Origin of the sequence: Sphingobium naphthae (assembly GCF_043589935.1) — a bacterium.
GTDB lineage: Bacteria > Pseudomonadota > Alphaproteobacteria > Sphingomonadales > Sphingomonadaceae > Sphingobium > Sphingobium naphthae_A.
This window is the reverse complement of record NZ_CP171454.1, coordinates 1,213,043-1,229,468: the sequence shown is the minus strand read 5'-3', so window position 1 is coordinate 1,229,468 and position 16,426 is coordinate 1,213,043. Positions and strand designations below refer to the sequence as shown.

Below are 16,426 nucleotides of genomic sequence, written 5' to 3'. Positions count from 1 at the left end.
GGGCGGCTCAAGTATTGCGCGAAATAAAATTTCGAGTCTTTGAAATAAAAAGATGCAGCGCAACATGGCGCGCAGGAGGCGCACGGGGAATGCAGGCTGCTTCTATCGCGCGGCAGCAGACGAATGTCGAGGGGCGGCATCAGCGCCCCATCCGACGGAAGCGTCAACGTGCGGCGGCGACGATTACGCGCTGGCCCAGATCCGAGCCTTCGGGCAGGGCGGCGATGATGGAGAGGCTGCCATCTTTTTCCCGACGCGCCACCACCACGGCCAGGCCGTCGGGATCGGTCGAGACGGACACGGGGTCCAGCGCGGCGGCGTTTCTGATCGTGTCGCGCGCGCTCTGGCGGCGATCGGGACGCGCGGGCAGCGCCGCGCGGCGCTTGGCGCGCTCGTCGCGCACCACCGCCTTCAGCCCGCCGGTATAGGTCGCCAGATATTCCACCAGCATGCCTACGCCCAGCTCAGCCGCCAGCGCATGATCCAGCGCGGTCGCATATTCGGTAATCCGCGTCTTGTCATAGGTGGCGCCGAAAACCAGCTTGATGATCGCGGTCATCGGGCTGCGCGCCTGCGCCTTGATGCCATAGTCGGCCAGCAACTCGGCATAGTCATCGGGGCGGGCGCGGGCGACGAGCGCGAAGTCATAGCACAGGCTGACGGCGCGATAGAGAGCGGCATGGCTGCGCGCTTCGCTGACCCGCACGCGGGCCGCGCCATCGCGGGCGAGGGCGAGCCAGTCGGCGAGCGACGCGTCTTCGGCCGGGCATTCCATGCCGGCGAGGTCGAGCGTGTCGTCCTCCTCATCCTCACTCGCATCATCATAACGGCGCGTGCCGCTCTTGGCGGCCATGCTGTCGCTGGCGGGGCCATCCGCCCAGATGGGCGTAGCCGGACGCTGGGCGGGCGCACTGCGCAGCGCGTCGCCGACTTCCTGCTCCAGCCCCTGCAGTATCTCGCTGCTGACGACTTCCTTCCAGTTGATGACGCCGAACACGAAGTCGATCGTGTCGCCATCGGACGAGAAGGGCATCAGGATGCCGCGATAGAGGATTTCCGCGTCGCGCTGGTTGATGAATTCGGCTTCGAAGCCGATCGGCGCGGCATTGGCGATGATCTGAAGATAATGGTCGGTCAGACGCGACAGCAGCGACCGCGCTGGCACATCGTCAATATAGTCGATCGCGCCTTCGATCTCGCATTCCTGGCGCAGCGCCGATCCCAGATAGACGATAGCGGGATTTTCGAGGCCGGTGCTGAAATCCAGCAGCACGCTGTTGGGGCCGAAATCCTCAAGCTGTTCGGGCGCCAGATCCTCGATCGAGGGCAAGGGCCGGTCGCCAAGCAGCGAGGCCCAGTAATTATAGGCGCGCACCTGCATACGGCGCTCGTCGGAGCCGACCGCAGGCGGCGTTTCGATCGCGGCGTCATCGCCGCTGTCGAAATCATCCTGGTCGTTGGCGACGTCATGCCCCCGCAGAGTGTCCATCCAGTCGGTTCCTAATATGCTGCAAAGCCTTGCCCGGGACTCGACTGTGGCACGGGATGGTAAAGAGGGCGTAAAGACGGGCCGCAAGAAAAGCGGGGGGCGGTGCGATTTGCCGGCTTGTCCTATCGTCCAACCGCTGTTATCTGCCCGCGCCAACGCCGCAGTAGCTCAGCTGGTAGAGCACGACATTCGTAATGTTGGGGTCGGGGGTTCGAGTCCCTTCTGCGGCACCATATTTTGAAATCAGCGGGAATGCTGAGTTTCGACAGACCCCATTGACGACAATCTAAGAACCGGCCGTGTTGACCTGCGCGCTCGTAAGTATGCGCAGGACCGACGTATATTTAACAGATGAAGCTGGAACTACAGGCTATACCGGCTTGACTTGTTGGATAATGTTTCTGAAATGTTCTCACCTCATTGCCGGGGTGATGCAGTATGATCGAGATGTCAGAAGAGGAATGGCGTCGCGCCTTTCCGATATGATTGCGCACAGGAACCCTCCTTTCCTATCCAAATGGCAATCGGGTCGAGTGCAAGTTCAATCCCTGGCATGATCCGGAAAATGGGCGTTTCACATTTTCTGGCACAGGACGATACCACGGCGGAGGCGGGAGCTTTGGCGGTGGCGGGGCGACAGGTACGTGGAAACGGTCCGCGTCGCATCAGGGCTGCCGTGCGCGAGCAGAGCACGATCTCGGTGATCCCGGTCGTCGTAGTCGAAAGCGCCCGATCCAATATGATGAGCGCCGCTATAAGGACCGCTGGCGCGTCTAGGCCTTGTTCTGCCGCCTAAAGGACTTCCGTCGCGTCGCTACCCGATACGACAAGCTCGCCCGAACTTCCTGTCAGCCGTAGGCCGCTGCCGCAGGGGCCTTCTGGCTTTGAACGCGTCTCGACCCTAACGAACGATCGGAATAAAGCCATGGCAAGTGATGAAGCGGAAGGCCTGCTGAATGAGATCGGGCGATTGCTGGCGGAAGATAGCGAATATCCGTTCGAGCCCACGTTGCTCTATGCACAGCTCGATCACAACATGATCGGAGAATCGATCTTCAAGGAACTTGGCAATCAAATTCTGTATCGGTGGCCGGTCGTTGAGAGGCTGCCTTACGCGCTTCTCGATCTGTGGGAAATGCAGGAGGGTGATGATCGGTGGATGGAGATGGAGTATCTAATCCGCGACGGCAGATTTGAAGTTGCGTATATCTACCCTGACGCCATCGATCCGAATGAGGATGTGATAGAGCGTCGCGAGCGGTCGGTTCTGCGGCACTTTGGCGAGAAGCCGATTATATACCCACCTTGGCCTCCCGAGGACGATGTCGCGGAATATGCCGTATAGATCACAATCTTGAGCAGCTTTTCGGCGACAGACGTAAATTATCCAGTGATTTGAGTGCCCATCTTTTGCACCCATGCGGCACCATTTCCTGCAACTCCGCTGCCCGCCACCATGGCGCTGCCTTCAGAGCCGCCGTGCGATCGCGCCGGCGGCCCATCCCATGCTCACGGCCAGGGCGATGGCGGTGAGGCCGTAGAAGAAGGGCCATTGTTCGGCCGCCACCGCCATGAACTGCTCGAAGCCCGATTTGCGCACCGTGATGTCGCGCACCGCCGCTGCGACGACGCGGCCGTCCTGCACCAGAAAGGTTTCGGCCGTATAATCGCCCACGATGACGCGTGCGGAAAGGGGCAGGCGCGCGCGGTAGAGGACGCCGTCGGTGATCTCCACCGTTCCTTGGCGCTCGACGAACAGGCCGGCGCGGTCGCGCAAATCGACCAGGCCCGCCTGAAACCGGTCCAGTTCCGCGCTGTCGTTGAGCGAGGAGGGGGATAGTTGCAGCTTGTCCACGCCCAGCTCGTAAATGGCGGCAGTGCGTTCATCGACGATCTGGGCGATGGGACGGGAAGACGCCATGGCGTAGAAGCTGGGCGCGGATTCGAAGCGCGCGCTGTCGGCATTGACCCAGATGCCCGCGACCTTCTGCTTCTCGCGCATTTGGATCGACTGTTCGGGGCCCTTGAGCACGACGACGATATCCGCCGGCTTGTCCGGTCTCACGCCGCCCGGATAGACGATCGCGCCGAACAGCAGCAGGTCGGCGCCGGTAAAGCTGTACTGGATCTGCACTTCACGCTGCGACACGTCGGGCACCAGTTGCGGCTCGTCCGCCCCCGTCAGCAGCAGGGCGGCCGCGATCAGGGCGCTGGCGCGGCGCAGCATCAGCGCACCTCGATCGTGAAGATTTCGTCGGGACGCCAGCCCAGGCCCAGCGCCATGCGCGCCGCCACCAACAGCACGATCGCCGCCAGCAGGATGCGCAGATATTCGGGCCGCAGCGTCATGGAAATGCGCGTGCCGATCTGTGCGCCGGTGACGCTGCCGATCAGCAGCAGCATGGCGAGCACCAGATCGACCGCCTTGGTCGTCATCGCATGCATCATGGTCGTCGCCATGGTGACGAACAGGATCTGGAACAGCGACGTGCCGACCACGGACTGGGTCGTCATGCCCAGCAGATACAGCATCGCCGGCACGAGGATGAAGCCGCCGCCTACGCCCAGCAACATGGTGAGGATGCCGGTCGCCATGCCCAGCAACAGCGGCGCGAGCGGCGAGATATAGAGGCCCGACCGGTAGAAGCGCCAGCGCATCGGCAACGCTGCGACCAGCGGGTGGTGGCGCCGCTTGCGCGCCTGCGCCTTGCGCCCGGTCTTGAGGGCGATCAGCGCCTGGATCGACTCCTTGGCCATCAGCCCGCCGATGCCGCCCAGCATCAGCACATAAAGAATGCCGATGACGGTATCGATCTGGCCCAGGCTCTGCAGCAGGCGGAAGATGAAGACGCCCATGCCCGCGCCCACGATACCGCCGGCGATCAGCACGCCGCCCATGCGGAAGTCGACGGTCTTTCGCGCCATGTGCGTGACCACGCCCGAAACGCTCGCGCCCGTTACCTGCGACGCTGCCGAAGCGGCCGCGACAGTGGGGGGGATGCCGTAGAAGATCAGCAGCGGCGTCGTCAGAAAGCCTCCGCCAACGCCGAACATGCCCGACAACAGGCCCACCAGTCCGCCAAGGCCAATGATGACCAGCGCGTTCACCGACAGATTGGCGATGGGCAGATAAAGATCCATGGCGTTTCAGGGCCTAATCGCAAAGCGGCACGATATAAAGCCGGCTTGGACCCCGGGGTTCAAAAATCCGCCGCCAGGGTGATCGCGATGCCGGACGACGGCGCGGCGTCGCCGGCGATCCGCTCGCGCCATTCGATCGACAGGCGGGCGGCCGTGCGGGGCAGAGGCAGGCGCACCTGTATCTCGGGGCCGATGTCGAGCCGGCTGACGCCAGGCTGGGCGCCGCCCGATATGGCGGCGCCGACCTTCACCGGCGTGCCTTCGATCGGCTTGAACAAAGCAAAGCGCCCATCGACGAAGGCGTCGCGCCTGTTGAAGCCGACGATCCCGGCCTGCGCATAGGCTTCGGCCTGCAAGCCGGGCGCGATGTCGACCGGGCCGAAACCGCCGGCGGCGACGGCTGCCATGGCGTTGCGCGCGCCGTTGCCAAGCGCGATGCGCCGCTCGACGCCGATGCTGACGGGCAGTGCGGGCAGAGGTCGGATGGCGAGGCCGACGGCCGCTTCGGGCGCTGCGGGTTTATGCAGGGCGCTGGTTATCCGGCCGTAGACGGCCGGGCGATGCGGCGAGCGCGGCGCAAGCGCATAGTCGATCCGCAGCCCGGCCTGCGATCCGCCAAGGCGGCCCACCGTTGCTGCCTGCACATCATTGGCGCCGTTCGGGCGGAGCAGAAGCCAGGCGCTTGCCTGCCACCGATCAGCGGGCGTTTGCGCCGCTTGCGCTGCCGGAGGCGCCGCGAAGGGAATGGGCGAAGGCGCGGCGCTCATGTCCTGGCTCGCGAAATGGCGATTGGAGAAGGCGACGGTGAAGCGAATGAAATCCAGCAAATCGGTGGTTTCGCCGAAATTGGCGGTGCTGGTCTTTGCCCCAGGGGCGCGTCGGGCATAGCCCAGGTAAGGCGGCATCAGGAGTGACAAGGCCGATGATGCCGCCCGATATGGCGGGCGGATGGCCTGTGGTCGCGCAGGCGTCGTCGCGGCGGCAAAGGTCGGCTTCTGTCGTGGATGCGCAGCGATGGCCCGTGTCGGTGGAGCAGCGGGGATCTCGACATGGGCCGCGAGCCGCAGGCCGATCCAGCCAACCATGAGCATCAGGAAGACACGCAGTGGACGCCCCTGCACCGACCTGATCATGAATCCGCCTGCAGGTCGGGGAAATGATGCTGAGTCTTGTCCCAGTGAAGCGGGTGGCCCGAGAGCGAGCGCAGATAAAGGAATACGGCCCGCCGCGCGGCCAGGATCGCGACATAGTTGGCGATAAAGGTCCTCGGGACGGCGCCCAGGCCCGCCCGCAAGCCATAGGCGCGCGACACGAACAGCAATCGCATCGCCATGCGCCAGAGCATAAGAAACAGGTTGAGCCAAAGCAGCGCCGCCATGGCCGGCGACAAGGGGCGGTGCGGCACCGGCATGATCTGCCCCCAAAGCCACAGGATCAGGGACAGGAGCAGCGTCAGATAGGCGGCGAACAGCACCAGCGCGGCCAGTGCCGCCCGACGGTCGCGCAGGCGCATCCACCATTCGGCCGGGCCGCCCTGCCACCCCAGCCGATCCCATCCCGCGAGCGAAATGCCGATCGTCCAGCGCGCCTTCTGACGAACCGCAGCGCCGATCGTGTCGGGAAAATATTCGCGCGTCGCCACCAGTTCGCCCTTGGCGTCGCGCATGCGGACGAAGGCGCTGCGTCCGCCCATGTCGCGGATGCGAAGGCCAGCCTCATAATCTTCCGTCAGCGATCCCGGATCGAAAGGACCCTGCGCGGAGTCGCGGGATAGCGCTTCGAGCATGTTGCGTTCGAAGGCGCAGGCCACGCCGGCGGAGGGGACCGATGCGCCGACGGCTTCGCGCACCGTCAGCAATTTGCCATGGCTCTCCGCAAATTCGTCGCCATAATGATCGGCGATCGCGCGCCGCCACCAACCGCCGCGGCCTGGCAGCGGCAGGACGGGCAGTTGCACCAGGTCGAACCGGTCGACCATGAAGTCGAACAGGCGGATTTCGTCGGCATGGACGACATCCTCGGAATCATGAAGAACAACGGCCTTGTAGCGGAATGTGCCGGCCGTCTCCTCCGCCAGCATCGCGCGCCATAGCAGGTTCAGGCAGTCCGCCTTGGTCGTAGGGCCGGGACGGTCATTGATGCAGAGCATCAGCCTGTCGTCATTCGCGGCGATCTGCCCCACCGCATCGATGGTCGCAGGGTCGTTCGGGTAGGTGCCCACGAAGATGCGATAACGTCCGTCGCCCCAGCTTTGCAGCGCATGGCGCAGCATGGGAGCGATGACGTCGGATTCCTGCCAGGCGGGAACGAAGATCGCGATCTTGCCGGGATGCTCGGGGGCGGGCAGGCCGGACGTGGTCATCCGTGGAAAGCGCGCATAAATGGTGATGTCACGCCAAGTCGTGCGCAGGAAGAAGAGGAGGTCGACGACAAAATCATCAAGGCCGCCGAGGGCCAGGCCGACAGCGGCGAAAAGCAGGATTTCATGATGCAGCGCGACGAATAGCGCGGCCGTTCCTTCCCCCAAAGGCTTGACCCCCATGCCCAATCGGGGGAGAGGATGCCATCAGCGCCGCCGCTCTCCAACCCCCCTGCACGATCATCAGAGGAATTATTTGCGTATGTTGCAACGCCCATCTTCGGCTCTCAGGCAGTTCCTGGCGGGGGAAGCGGGCGGTGCGGTCTTGCTCATCCTGGCGGCGGCGCTGGCCATGGTGCTGGCAAACCTGCCGGCGGCGGGGCATTTCTACCATGATTTGGTGCATGCGCAGGTCGGGCCGACGCTGTCGCCCAAGCTTGGGCCGATGACGGTCCATCTTTGGATCAACGACGGCTTGATGGCGATTTTCTTCCTGGTCGTCGGGCTGGAGATCAAGCGAGAATTTCTCGACGGCGGCCTGTCCACCTGGGACCGGCGGCGTCTGCCGGTGCTGGCGGCGGCGGCGGGCATGATCGTCCCCGCAATCGTCTATCTGCTGGTGACGGCGTCGCGGCCGGACCTTGCCAATGGCTGGGCCATACCCGCCGCGACCGACATCGCTTTCGCCATCGGAGTGCTGGCGCTGCTGGGGGATCGTGCGCCGGCCTCGCTCAAGCTGTTCCTCACCGCGGTCGCGATCGTCGACGACATGGGCGCGGTGGCGATCATCGCGCTATTCTACACCCAGGGTCTGGACCTTGCGGCGCTTGGCGGCGCGGCGGCGGTGCTGGCGCTGCTCTACGGGTTGAACCGCGCGGGCGTGAAGTCGCTGCTGCCCTACATGATCGGCTTTGGCTTCCTCTGGTATCTCACTCTGCTGTCGGGCGTGCACGCGACGGTGGCGGGCGTGCTGGCGGCGCTCACCATCCCGATCCGCTGCACCCCGGGCGCGCCCGATGCCGAGGACAGTCCGCTCCACCGGCTGGAACATGCGGTGCATCCCTGGAGCGCCTATGCGATCATTCCGCTCTTCGGCTTCGTCAATGCCGGGTTGGCGCTCAATGCGGAAATGTTCGGCCTGTTGTTCGCGCCGCTTTCACTGGGCGTGGCTATGGGGCTGTTCGTCGGCAAGCAGCTTGGCATCTTCGGCGCAATCTGGGCGGCGGTGCGGCTCGACATCGCCGAGCGGCCGTCGGGCGCGAGCTGGACGCAAATCTACGGCATGGCGTTGCTGTGCGGCATCGGCTTCACCATGAGCCTGTTCATCGGCGCGCTCGCCTTCCCGGGCCAGGCGCTGCTGGTCGAAGAAGCCAAGGGCGGCATATTGATGGGTTCGGTACTCTCCGCGCTGGCCGGCTTTGCGGTGCTGCGCTGGGCCGCACCGGCCAGGAAACGCGACAAGGCGGTTCGCCGAGCGGCCTGAACATGCTATAGCTATTCCCTGGCCGGCGAGGACTCGCGGCCATATGTTTCGACCAGACCCGTCAAACCGGAGGAGGGCGATCATGATCAGGGAGACCGACGTCAATTATCTGCTGCTGCGTCAGCAGATGTCGCTCATCCGCGCGCAATATTGCCCCTCGAAACAGGGGCGCGCCGCCTATGAAGGGCTGGCGCGCGGCTATGGCGATAGGATCGACGCCTATCGCCGCGAAAATGAGGCGATGACGATCCGCGCCCATTGAACGGCATGTCAGCGACGCTCGATCAGGCGCTCGATCGACAGCTTGTGCGTGGCGTCGTCGCCACATGCCTGTTCCAGGACGCGCTTGATGCGCTCCAGCTCGGCTTCGGTCAGATGTTCGATGCCGATAAATTCGTTGCGCGCGCCCTCCACTGCCCGGATCAGTTCGTCGAGCTTCGCCTGAATGGCGGACCCGTCGCGGTTCTGCGCATTCTGGATCAGGAACACCATCAGGAATGTGACGATGGTGGTGCCGGTGTTGATGACCAGCTGCCACGTACCGGAATAGGCGAAGATCGGTCCCGTCACCAGCCACAGCAGGACGACCAAGGCGGCCAGTATGAAGGCCGCCGGCTGCCCTGCCCAGCTGGCGATCCGATGCGATAGCGCGGCAAAAATCCTGTCCATGAGCGCATGTCCTTATGTCTGGCCTGTTTAGGCATCGTTCAGCCCTGCGGTGCCATGACAGGCGCATGATCGCCATGCCTATTCGTCTGCTCTCTCCTGTGCTGCTGCCCGCGCTGCTCGCGCTGCTCGGCGCCTGTTCCAGCCTCTCGCCCGAATCGCGCCTGCGCACCGGGCTGGAACAGGCGGGGCTGTCGCCGCGCATGTCCGCCTGCATGGCGGAGCGGATGGCCGACCGGCTCAGCCTGACGCAGCTTCGCAAGCTTCAGTCGCTTGGCGCGTTCCGCAAGTCTCACAGCGAACCGATGTCGGTCGATCGGCTGCTGCATGACCTGCGCGCTTTGGGCGATACGGAGATCGTTGCGGTGACCGGGAAGGCGGCTCTTTCCTGTTCCTTTTAAGCGCGGTTTTGCAAGCCTGGCCGCCACAAAAGCCTGCGCCGATTTGCAATTTTGCAGAGTGAATTTGCAAAATCTTCTGGCCAGCCGATTCCGCCTGTGCTTAGCCGCTGGACATCAGGTTCAACGCAAAAGGACGGGCGAGCCCATGAATATTCATGAATATCAGGCCAAGGAATTGCTGGCGAAATATGGCGCGCCGATCGCTGCCGGCTATCCCGCCTTTTCGGTCGAGGAAGCGGTCGAGGCCGCCAAGAAGCTGCCCGGGCCGCTCTATGTCGTGAAGTCGCAGATCCACGCCGGTGGCCGCGGCAAGGGCAAGTTCAAGGAACTGGCCCCCGAAGCCAAGGGCGGCGTCCGTCTGGCCTTCAACTTGGACGAGGTGAAGGCCCACGCCACCGACATGCTCGGCAACACGCTGGTCACCATCCAGACCGGTGAAGCCGGCAAGCAGGTCAATCGCCTCTACATCACCGACGGCGCCGACATCGCCAAGGAATTCTACCTGGCGCTGCTGGTCGATCGCGCCACCAGCCGCATCGCCTTCGTCGTGTCGACCGAAGGCGGCATGGACATTGAAGAGGTCGCCCACTCGACCCCCGAAAAGATCCACAGCTTCTCGGTCGATCCCGCCTCGGGTTTCCAGCCGCACCATGGCCGCGCCGTCGCCGCCGCGCTGGGCCTCACCGGCGACCAGGCGAAGCAGGCCGCCAAGGTGGCGTCCTCGCTCTACGCCGCCTTCCTCGACACCGATGCCGAGCAGATCGAGGTCAACCCGCTGGCGCTGACCGATCAGGGCAACCTGCTCGTGCTCGACGCCAAGGTCGGCTTCGACGGCAACGCCATGTTCCGTCACAAGGACATTGCCGAACTGCGCGACCTGACCGAGGAAGATCCGGCCGAAGTCGAGGCGAGCGAATATGACCTCGCCTACATCAAGCTGGACGGCAATATCGGCTGCATGGTGAATGGCGCTGGCCTTGCCATGGCGACGATGGACATCATCAAGCTGAACGGCGAATTCCCCGCCAACTTCCTGGACGTCGGTGGCGGCGCTTCCAAGGAGAAGGTGACCGCGGCCTTCAAGATCATCCTGAAGGACCCGGCGGTGAAGGGCATATTGGTCAACATCTTCGGTGGCATCATGAAGTGCGACATCATTGCCGAGGGCATCGTCGCCGCGGCCAAGGAAGTCGACCTGGCGGTTCCGCTGGTGGTGCGCCTGGAAGGCACCAACGTCCAGCAGGGCAAGGACATTCTGGCCTCGTCCGGCCTCGCCATCGTCCCGGCGGACGATCTGGGCGACGCTGCCAAGAAGATCGTGGCGGAAGTGAGGAAGGCGGCCTGATCGCTCTCTCCGCCTAGACTCAGACATCCAACGGGGTGCGGGTGGTCCGGAAACGGACTGCCCGCGCCCGCGTTGGCGTTTTCATAAGGAGGATGTTGAAATGAAGATCCTTGTGCCCGTGAAGCGGGTGATCGACTATAATGTGAAGCCGAGGGTGAAGGCGGACGGGACGGGTGTCGACCTGGCCAATGTCAAGATGAGCATGAACCCGTTCGACGAGATCGCCGTCGAGGAAGCCATTCGCCTGAAGGAAAAGGGCGTGGCGACAGAGGTCGTGGCGGTGTCGATCGGCGTTGCCAAGGCGCAGGAAACGCTGCGCACGGCGCTCGCCATGGGCGCGGACCGCGCCATCCTGATCCAGACCGATGAGGAGGTGGAGCCGCTGGGCGTCGCCAAGCTGCTCGCCAAGGTGCAGGAAGAAGAGCAGGCTGGCCTCATTATCCTGGGCAAGCAGGCTATCGACGATGACAGCAACCAGACCGGCCAGATGCTGGCCGCGCTGCTGAACCTGCCGCAGGGCACCTTTGCCAGCAAGGTCGAGGTCGAAGGCGACAAGGTCAGTGTCACGCGCGAGGTCGATGGCGGCCTGGAGACGGTCAAGCTGTCGACCCCGGCGATCGTCACCACCGACCTGCGCCTCAACGAGCCGCGCTATGCGTCGCTGCCCAATATCATGAAGGCGAAGTCCAAGCCGCTGGCGACGAAGACGCCCGCCGATTTCGGCGTCGACATCGCCCCGCGGCTCGAGACCGTCTCGGTCGCTGAGCCCGCCAAGCGCTCGGCCGGCGTCAAGGTCGCCGATGTCGATGAACTGGTTGCCAAGCTCAAGTCCATGGGAGTTGCCGCATGAAGACGCTTGTCTGGGTTGAACATGAAGGCGGCGCGGTCAAGGACGCCACCCTCTCCGCCGTCACCGCCGCCGCCAAGCTGGGCGAAGTCCATCTGCTGGTGGCCGGTGAAAGCGTCGGCGGGGTCGCCGAAGCCGCGGCCAAGATCGCTGGCGTGGGCAAGGTCCATGTTGCCGACGACGCCGCGCTGGGCCATGCACTCGCCGAGAACGTCGCGCCGCTGGTGGTGCAACTGATGGCCGATCATGATGCCTTCGTTGCGCCGGCGACCAGCAACGGCAAGAATATCGCGCCACGCGTTGCGGCCTTGCTGGACGTGATGCAGATCAGCGACATCCTGTCGGTGGAAAGCGCAGATACGTTCACCCGGCCCATCTATGCCGGCAACGCGATCGCCACGGTGAAGTCGAAGGACGCCAAGAAGGTCATCACCGTTCGCGGCACCGCTTTCGAAAAAGCAGCGGCCGAGGGTGGTTCGGGCACGGTGGAGGCGGTGGCCTCGACCGGCGACGCGGGCCTGTCCTCCTTCGTCGGCGCCGAGATTGCCAAGCTGGAGCGGCCGGAGCTGACCAGCGCCAAGGTGATCGTGTCGGGTGGCCGCGCGCTGAAGGACGGGGAGACGTTCGAGCAGCTGATCTTCCCGCTGGCCGACAAGCTGGGCGCTGCAATCGGCGCCAGCCGCGCCGCCGTCGATGCCGGCTACGTCCCCAACGACTATCAGGTCGGGCAGACCGGCAAGATCGTTGCGCCGGAAGTCTACATCGCTGTGGGCATTTCCGGGGCGATCCAGCATCTGGCCGGCATGAAGGACAGCAAGACCATCGTCGCCATCAACAAGGATGAGGACGCGCCGATCTTCCAGGTGGCCGACATCGGCCTCGTCGGCGATCTGTTCAAGGTGGTGCCGGAGCTGACCGAGAAGCTCTGATCCCCCGGCATGGGAAAGAAAGGGCGCGGGAGATGTTCCGCGCCCTTTTTCATGTCATTCGCAGCTGATGTCGTTGCGGTCGATCGCTCGGCCGGCGAGCGCGCCGGCGCCGCCGCCCAGGATGGTGCCGAGCGTCTTGGAGCCGCCCGGAGCGATGACATTGCCCAGCACGCCGCCAGCAATGGCGCCGACGATGGTGCCGGTGGTGCCATCGTCCCGCTTGCAATAATAGCGGCCGTCGCGGTCGCGGTAGATCTGGTCATTGTCGCGAAGCGGGCGGCGATTGGGCCGAGGCGGGCCACGGCGGTCGCTGGGGCGGTCATAGCCATAGCCGCCGCCATAGTTGTCCGAGGTGCAGGCGCCCAGGGGAAGCATGGCGAGGATCTCCGCTGCCAGGATGGGTTTGCGCATTATCAGTCTCCTTCTTCCTAACCCTGTCGGCGGATCAACCCCCGGAGCGCCCGGATGGTTGCGTGAGGGTAACATCCCTTCGCCAGGCAAAAATAAACCGCCCGCCGCTGCCGTGAGAGGGGGAGTGCGGCAGCGGGCGGACGGCGACCGACGGCGCCTTGGGGGGGCGGCACCGCCGGAAATCAACAGGGAAAAGGCGGTTTAGTGCGGCAGCGGCTGGGCCGGGCTGGTCGCAGGACTTACCACCGGCGCGGTGCTGGAGCCGTCGCTGTCGCCGCGCTGTTCGTCCAGCTTCGCCTTTGCGTCGTTGAAGCGGGTGGTGAGATCATTCTTGAACTCGGTCAGCTTGCCCTCGTCATAGAGCTTCTTGCCGACATAACCGGCGATGGCGCCGAAGATCAGAGTACGGATCATGTTGCTTCTCCTTGGCTGCGCCCCGTGGGAGGCGTTTGACCCAATAACCGGTTGACCGCCGCCCGGTTCCAAAGCGATGTGCCAAGGCGTGTCCGGGGCGATGGCCCTTGGCGCATGTGCGACGAATGGAGTGCAACGGGGGCAAAGGGGGGGGCAAATGTCGGCGTTCGACCTGGTATTCGCATTGTTCGGCCTGCTGCTGGGCCTTGCCTTGTGCGAGGTGCTGGCCGGGTTCGCCCGGGTGCTGAAGCTCAAGCGCGGGGCGCGGCCGGTGCGGATCGGCTGGCTGACCCCGCTGCTGGGCCTGTTCGTCATGCAGGACCTGACCAGTTTCTGGGGCATCGCCTTCATGGCGCGCGACCAGATGGATGCGAGCAACCTGACGCTGGTCGCCGTGCTGGCGATCACCGGCGGCTATTATCTGGTCGCGTCGCTGATCTTCCCCGACGATCCTGCGGACTGGCCCGATTTCGACCTGTGGTACGACCGGCAGAACCGCATGGTGCTGGGCGGGCTGCTGACCATCAACGTCACCACGATGATCGGCACCGGCATACTCGACGCGCTGCACCCGATGCCCGAAGCGCCGGCGGGACCGGCGGGCGAGATCGGCTTCCTGATCTACGGCCTGAGCGCGCTGGCGCTGTTTGCGTTGCTCATCGCGCTGCTGTTCGTCAATAATCGGCGGTGGAATGTGGCGATGCTGGTGGCGCTGAACCTGATCCTGCTGGGCGGGAGCATATTGGAGGATTTCATCTGAATAGACCGCGGAACCAAGCCTGGGTCGGCAAATCAAAGCTTCGTCGCCATACCGCTATATCAACGCCGGTGGGTCAACATCTGAAATCAGCACGCTCATCGGTAGCTCCGCCCTTAGTTTGAAGCCCACAGCTCGATAAAGGGCGATTGTTTTCTCGTGGCTGGCGTAGGCGTGGAGGAACGGCGTTTCGCCGCGTGCCTGCATGGTCTGCATGACCTGGCGCATCAGCCGGCCGGCGAGGCCGCGGCCTCGGAAATCGGGATGGGTGCAGACGCCGCTCACCTCCGCATAGCCGGGCATCCGCATCCGTTCGCCCGCCATTGCGATCAGGCGGCCTTCTTCACGCACACCGATGAAGCGGCCAAGGCGGTGAGTGCGGGCGCGGAAAGGGCCGGGCTTGGTCAGCAGCGCAAGCGCGTGCATGTCCGCCGCGTCGGCTTCATCCAGCTCGCGCCAGTCCAGCCCGTCGTCGCACGCAGGCACCGGGTCATACGCCACCATCTGCGCCAGCAGGGCGGTGCGCTGGACGGAGAGGCCTGCGGGCGTGGGCGCCAGCGCGTCGCGCCCCAGCAGCCACAATTCCCCGCCCTGCGGGATCAGCCCGGCCAACGCCGCCATCTCAGCGGGCGCGGCGGAGGCGGTGGCGGCGAAGGGCCCATGTTCCGGGTCAAGCCGCACGACATGTGCATCGCCCTGCGCCAACTCCGCCCAGCCGGCCTGCAGACTGTTCCAGATCGGCGCGTCGAGCGGGTGCATGGCGGCTCCTTGTTCACAAGCTGGGTTCATAAGCTGGCCTGGAGATTGCTCAGCCTGCGCCGGCTGTCAACGCAGGCAGCGCCGGCCCCCCCCTTGACATAGATTAGTCGCTTTTGACGGAACGCAGCGCTGGTCTCCGGGATTTGTTCGGCAATGGAATAGGAAAGGTCTGAACGTGGCGACCCAGCTCAAGGATGATGAATCCCAATTTCTGCAGGACTCGTTCCAGCAGCAGCTCAGCCGATGGAACCGACGACGTCTCTCGCCCGCCTTCCCCGATGACTGGTCGGCCGACCGGTTCAACGAGGATCAGCGGATGCTGCGGCTGGAGCATGGTTTTATCGAGGAACTGCGCGCGGACGTGCGCGAAGAGGCCGCGCAGGCGCCGACTGATGTCGATGGCTTCATCGCCTGGTTCGAGGAGCTGAAAGCCTCCGGTCCGGGCCAGCATGATCTGCTCTTTCCCTGGCTGGCCGAAGAAGCGCAGATGGACCATCTGCGCTGGTTCCTGTCGCAGGAGGCGGCCGGCGAGGCGGGCTTCGACGACTTGGTCGCGATGACGCAGGTCAAGCTGCCCGACCAGGCCAAGATGGAGCTGGCGCGCAACTATTGGGACGAGATGGGCCGCGGCAATATCAAGGGCATGCATGGTCCGATGCTGGGGCAGCTGGTCGACCTGCTCGACCTGGATACCCGCATCGATCACACAGTGTGGGAAAGCCTGGCGCTGGCGAATGCGATGACCGCGATGGCGACGCAACGCTGCTATGCCTGGCACAGCGTGGGCGCGCTCGGCGTGATCGAACTGACCGCGCCCGATCGATCGGCGTATACCGCCAAGGCGCTTCGCCGCCTGGGCCTGTCGAACAGCCAGCGCCGCTATTTCGACCTCCATGCCGTGCTGGACATCAAGCATAGCGCGGATTGGAACGAGGAAGCGATCAAGCCGCTCGTCGCGGAAGATCCGCGCCGCGCCATCGCGATGGCAGAAGGCGCGCTGATCCGGCTGCGCTGCGGCGCGCGCTGCTTCGACCGCTATCGCGCGCATTTCGGGCTGGAGTGACCGCCATGGCCGAAGAGCGCCGCATCCTGGTGGTGGAAGATGATCCCGCCATCGCCGCGTTGATCACCGACATGCTGGCCGATGCCGACTATGCGGTCGATGGCCCTTATGCGACGCTGACCGATGGAATGGCAGCGCTGGCGGCGCATTTCCCCGCCGGCGCGGTGCTCGACCTGTCGCTGCGCGACAGCGACGCCGGTCTGCTGGCGGACGATCTGGAGAATTATGACATTCCCTATATCTTCTGTTCGGGATTGGAGGGGCATCCGGTGATCGGCGCGCACCCCGACGCGCCGGTGCTGACCAAGCCCTTCGGCGTGCGCCGGCTGGTTCGGACGCTCGACCGGCTGGTGCATTAGGCG

At 64.5% G+C, this 16,426-nt stretch carries 19 protein-coding genes, 1 tRNA gene and 1 pseudogene; 12 read left to right on the top strand and 9 right to left on the bottom strand.

Annotated elements, in window-relative coordinates:
* Nucleotides 1-163: 163 nt before the first annotated feature.
* Complete coding sequence (locus ACGGKE_RS06055; RefSeq protein WP_394440950.1) at nucleotides 164-1,489, bottom strand: hypothetical protein; 1,326 nt, start codon at nucleotides 1,487-1,489, stop codon at nucleotides 164-166.
* Between the two features lie 157 nt (nucleotides 1,490-1,646).
* On the opposite strand from ACGGKE_RS06055, the gene ACGGKE_RS06050 reads away from it, so the two are divergent.
* From ACGGKE_RS06050 to ACGGKE_RS06040, 3 genes and pseudogenes are all read left to right on the top strand, one after another.
* Nucleotides 1,647-1,722: transfer RNA gene (locus ACGGKE_RS06050), tRNA-Thr, on the top strand.
* 547 nt (nucleotides 1,723-2,269) lie between these two features.
* A pseudogene (locus ACGGKE_RS06045) lies at nucleotides 2,270-2,377 on the top strand (IS5/IS1182 family transposase); the annotation flags it as partial.
* Between the two features lie 37 nt (nucleotides 2,378-2,414).
* On the top strand, nucleotides 2,415-2,834 hold the full coding sequence (locus ACGGKE_RS06040) for a hypothetical protein (protein WP_394440948.1): 420 nt from the start codon (nucleotides 2,415-2,417) through the stop codon (nucleotides 2,832-2,834).
* A 123-nt stretch (nucleotides 2,835-2,957) separates the two neighbouring features.
* On the opposite strand, the gene ACGGKE_RS06035 is transcribed toward ACGGKE_RS06040, so the two are convergent.
* The 4 genes from ACGGKE_RS06035 to ACGGKE_RS06020 all read right to left on the bottom strand — a co-directional run bounded on the left by ACGGKE_RS06035 (nucleotide 2,958) and on the right by ACGGKE_RS06020 (nucleotide 7,172).
* The gene (locus ACGGKE_RS06035) at nucleotides 2,958-3,716 is read right to left on the bottom strand and encodes a TIGR02186 family protein (RefSeq protein ID WP_394440946.1); all 759 of its coding nucleotides are present in this window, start codon (nucleotides 3,714-3,716) and stop codon (nucleotides 2,958-2,960) included.
* Nucleotides 3,716-4,630, bottom strand: coding sequence for a sulfite exporter TauE/SafE family protein (locus tag ACGGKE_RS06030; RefSeq protein ID WP_394440944.1), 915 nt, complete (start codon nucleotides 4,628-4,630; stop codon nucleotides 3,716-3,718). The genes ACGGKE_RS06035 and ACGGKE_RS06030 overlap by 1 nt, the downstream gene beginning before the upstream one ends.
* 59 nt (nucleotides 4,631-4,689) lie before the next feature.
* Nucleotides 4,690-5,535 carry a hypothetical protein gene (locus tag ACGGKE_RS06025; RefSeq protein ID WP_394440942.1) on the bottom strand — a complete coding sequence of 282 codons (846 nt, stop codon included), beginning with the start codon at nucleotides 5,533-5,535 and terminating at the stop codon, nucleotides 4,690-4,692.
* A 224-nt stretch (nucleotides 5,536-5,759) separates the two neighbouring features.
* Nucleotides 5,760-7,172 carry a glycosyl transferase family protein gene (locus tag ACGGKE_RS06020; protein ID WP_394440940.1) on the bottom strand — a complete coding sequence of 471 codons (1,413 nt, stop codon included), beginning with the start codon at nucleotides 7,170-7,172 and terminating at the stop codon, nucleotides 5,760-5,762.
* Nucleotides 7,173-7,251: 79 nt separating this feature from the next.
* Between ACGGKE_RS06020 and nhaA the strand changes: the two genes are divergently transcribed.
* Together nhaA and ACGGKE_RS06010 are read left to right on the top strand one after the other, a co-directional pair.
* The gene (gene nhaA / locus ACGGKE_RS06015) at nucleotides 7,252-8,472 is read left to right on the top strand and encodes a Na+/H+ antiporter NhaA (RefSeq protein WP_394440938.1); all 1,221 of its coding nucleotides are present in this window, start codon (nucleotides 7,252-7,254) and stop codon (nucleotides 8,470-8,472) included.
* 82 nt (nucleotides 8,473-8,554) lie between these two features.
* On the top strand, nucleotides 8,555-8,734 hold the full coding sequence (locus ACGGKE_RS06010; protein WP_317515320.1) for a hypothetical protein: 180 nt from the start codon (nucleotides 8,555-8,557) through the stop codon (nucleotides 8,732-8,734).
* Between the two features lie 8 nt (nucleotides 8,735-8,742).
* On the opposite strand, the gene ACGGKE_RS06005 is transcribed toward ACGGKE_RS06010, so the two are convergent.
* Nucleotides 8,743-9,141 carry a low affinity iron permease family protein gene (locus ACGGKE_RS06005; RefSeq protein ID WP_394440935.1) on the bottom strand — a complete coding sequence of 133 codons (399 nt, stop codon included), beginning with the start codon at nucleotides 9,139-9,141 and terminating at the stop codon, nucleotides 8,743-8,745.
* Between the two features lie 65 nt (nucleotides 9,142-9,206).
* Between ACGGKE_RS06005 and ACGGKE_RS06000 the strand changes: the two genes are divergently transcribed.
* The 4 genes from ACGGKE_RS06000 (at nucleotide 9,207) to ACGGKE_RS05985 (ending at nucleotide 12,660) form a co-directional block, all read left to right on the top strand.
* Complete coding sequence (locus tag ACGGKE_RS06000; RefSeq protein ID WP_394440933.1) at nucleotides 9,207-9,539, top strand: hypothetical protein; 333 nt, start codon at nucleotides 9,207-9,209, stop codon at nucleotides 9,537-9,539.
* A 145-nt stretch (nucleotides 9,540-9,684) separates the two neighbouring features.
* Complete coding sequence (gene sucC / locus ACGGKE_RS05995) at nucleotides 9,685-10,884, top strand: ADP-forming succinate--CoA ligase subunit beta (protein WP_394440930.1); 1,200 nt, start codon at nucleotides 9,685-9,687, stop codon at nucleotides 10,882-10,884.
* 100 nt (nucleotides 10,885-10,984) lie between these two features.
* Nucleotides 10,985-11,734 carry an electron transfer flavoprotein subunit beta/FixA family protein gene (locus tag ACGGKE_RS05990; protein ID WP_394440928.1) on the top strand — a complete coding sequence of 250 codons (750 nt, stop codon included), beginning with the start codon at nucleotides 10,985-10,987 and terminating at the stop codon, nucleotides 11,732-11,734.
* Entirely contained in the window at nucleotides 11,731-12,660 is a 930-nt protein-coding gene (locus ACGGKE_RS05985) for an electron transfer flavoprotein subunit alpha/FixB family protein (RefSeq protein ID WP_394440926.1), read from the top strand. The genes ACGGKE_RS05990 and ACGGKE_RS05985 overlap by 4 nt, the downstream gene beginning before the upstream one ends.
* 54 nt (nucleotides 12,661-12,714) lie before the next feature.
* Here the strand turns inward: ACGGKE_RS05985 and ACGGKE_RS05980 are convergent, their stop codons facing one another.
* A complete protein-coding gene (locus ACGGKE_RS05980; protein WP_394440924.1) occupies nucleotides 12,715-13,071 on the bottom strand; it encodes a glycine zipper 2TM domain-containing protein in 357 nt (118 codons plus the stop codon).
* A 201-nt stretch (nucleotides 13,072-13,272) separates the two neighbouring features.
* Entirely contained in the window at nucleotides 13,273-13,485 is a 213-nt protein-coding gene (locus ACGGKE_RS05975) for a hypothetical protein (protein ID WP_394440922.1), read from the bottom strand.
* A 157-nt stretch (nucleotides 13,486-13,642) separates the two neighbouring features.
* Here ACGGKE_RS05975 and ACGGKE_RS05970 point away from each other — a divergent pair, with 157 nt between their 5' ends.
* Nucleotides 13,643-14,245 (top strand): hypothetical protein, encoded by a 603-nt coding sequence (locus ACGGKE_RS05970; protein WP_394440920.1) that lies wholly within the window; start codon nucleotides 13,643-13,645, stop codon nucleotides 14,243-14,245.
* Between the two features lie 54 nt (nucleotides 14,246-14,299).
* Here ACGGKE_RS05970 and ACGGKE_RS05965 read toward each other — a convergent pair whose 3' ends face one another.
* Nucleotides 14,300-15,001: a GNAT family N-acetyltransferase gene (locus ACGGKE_RS05965; RefSeq protein ID WP_394440918.1), complete on the bottom strand. Its 702-nt coding sequence runs from the start codon at nucleotides 14,999-15,001 to the stop codon at nucleotides 14,300-14,302.
* A gap of 175 nt (nucleotides 15,002-15,176) precedes the next feature.
* On the opposite strand from ACGGKE_RS05965, the gene ACGGKE_RS05960 reads away from it, so the two are divergent.
* Nucleotides 15,177-16,064 (top strand): iron-containing redox enzyme family protein, encoded by an 888-nt coding sequence (locus ACGGKE_RS05960; protein WP_394440916.1) that lies wholly within the window; start codon nucleotides 15,177-15,179, stop codon nucleotides 16,062-16,064.
* Nucleotides 16,065-16,069: 5 nt separating this feature from the next.
* A complete protein-coding gene (locus ACGGKE_RS05955; protein ID WP_394440914.1) occupies nucleotides 16,070-16,423 on the top strand; it encodes a hypothetical protein in 354 nt (117 codons plus the stop codon).
* Nucleotides 16,424-16,426 lie beyond the last annotated feature (3 nt).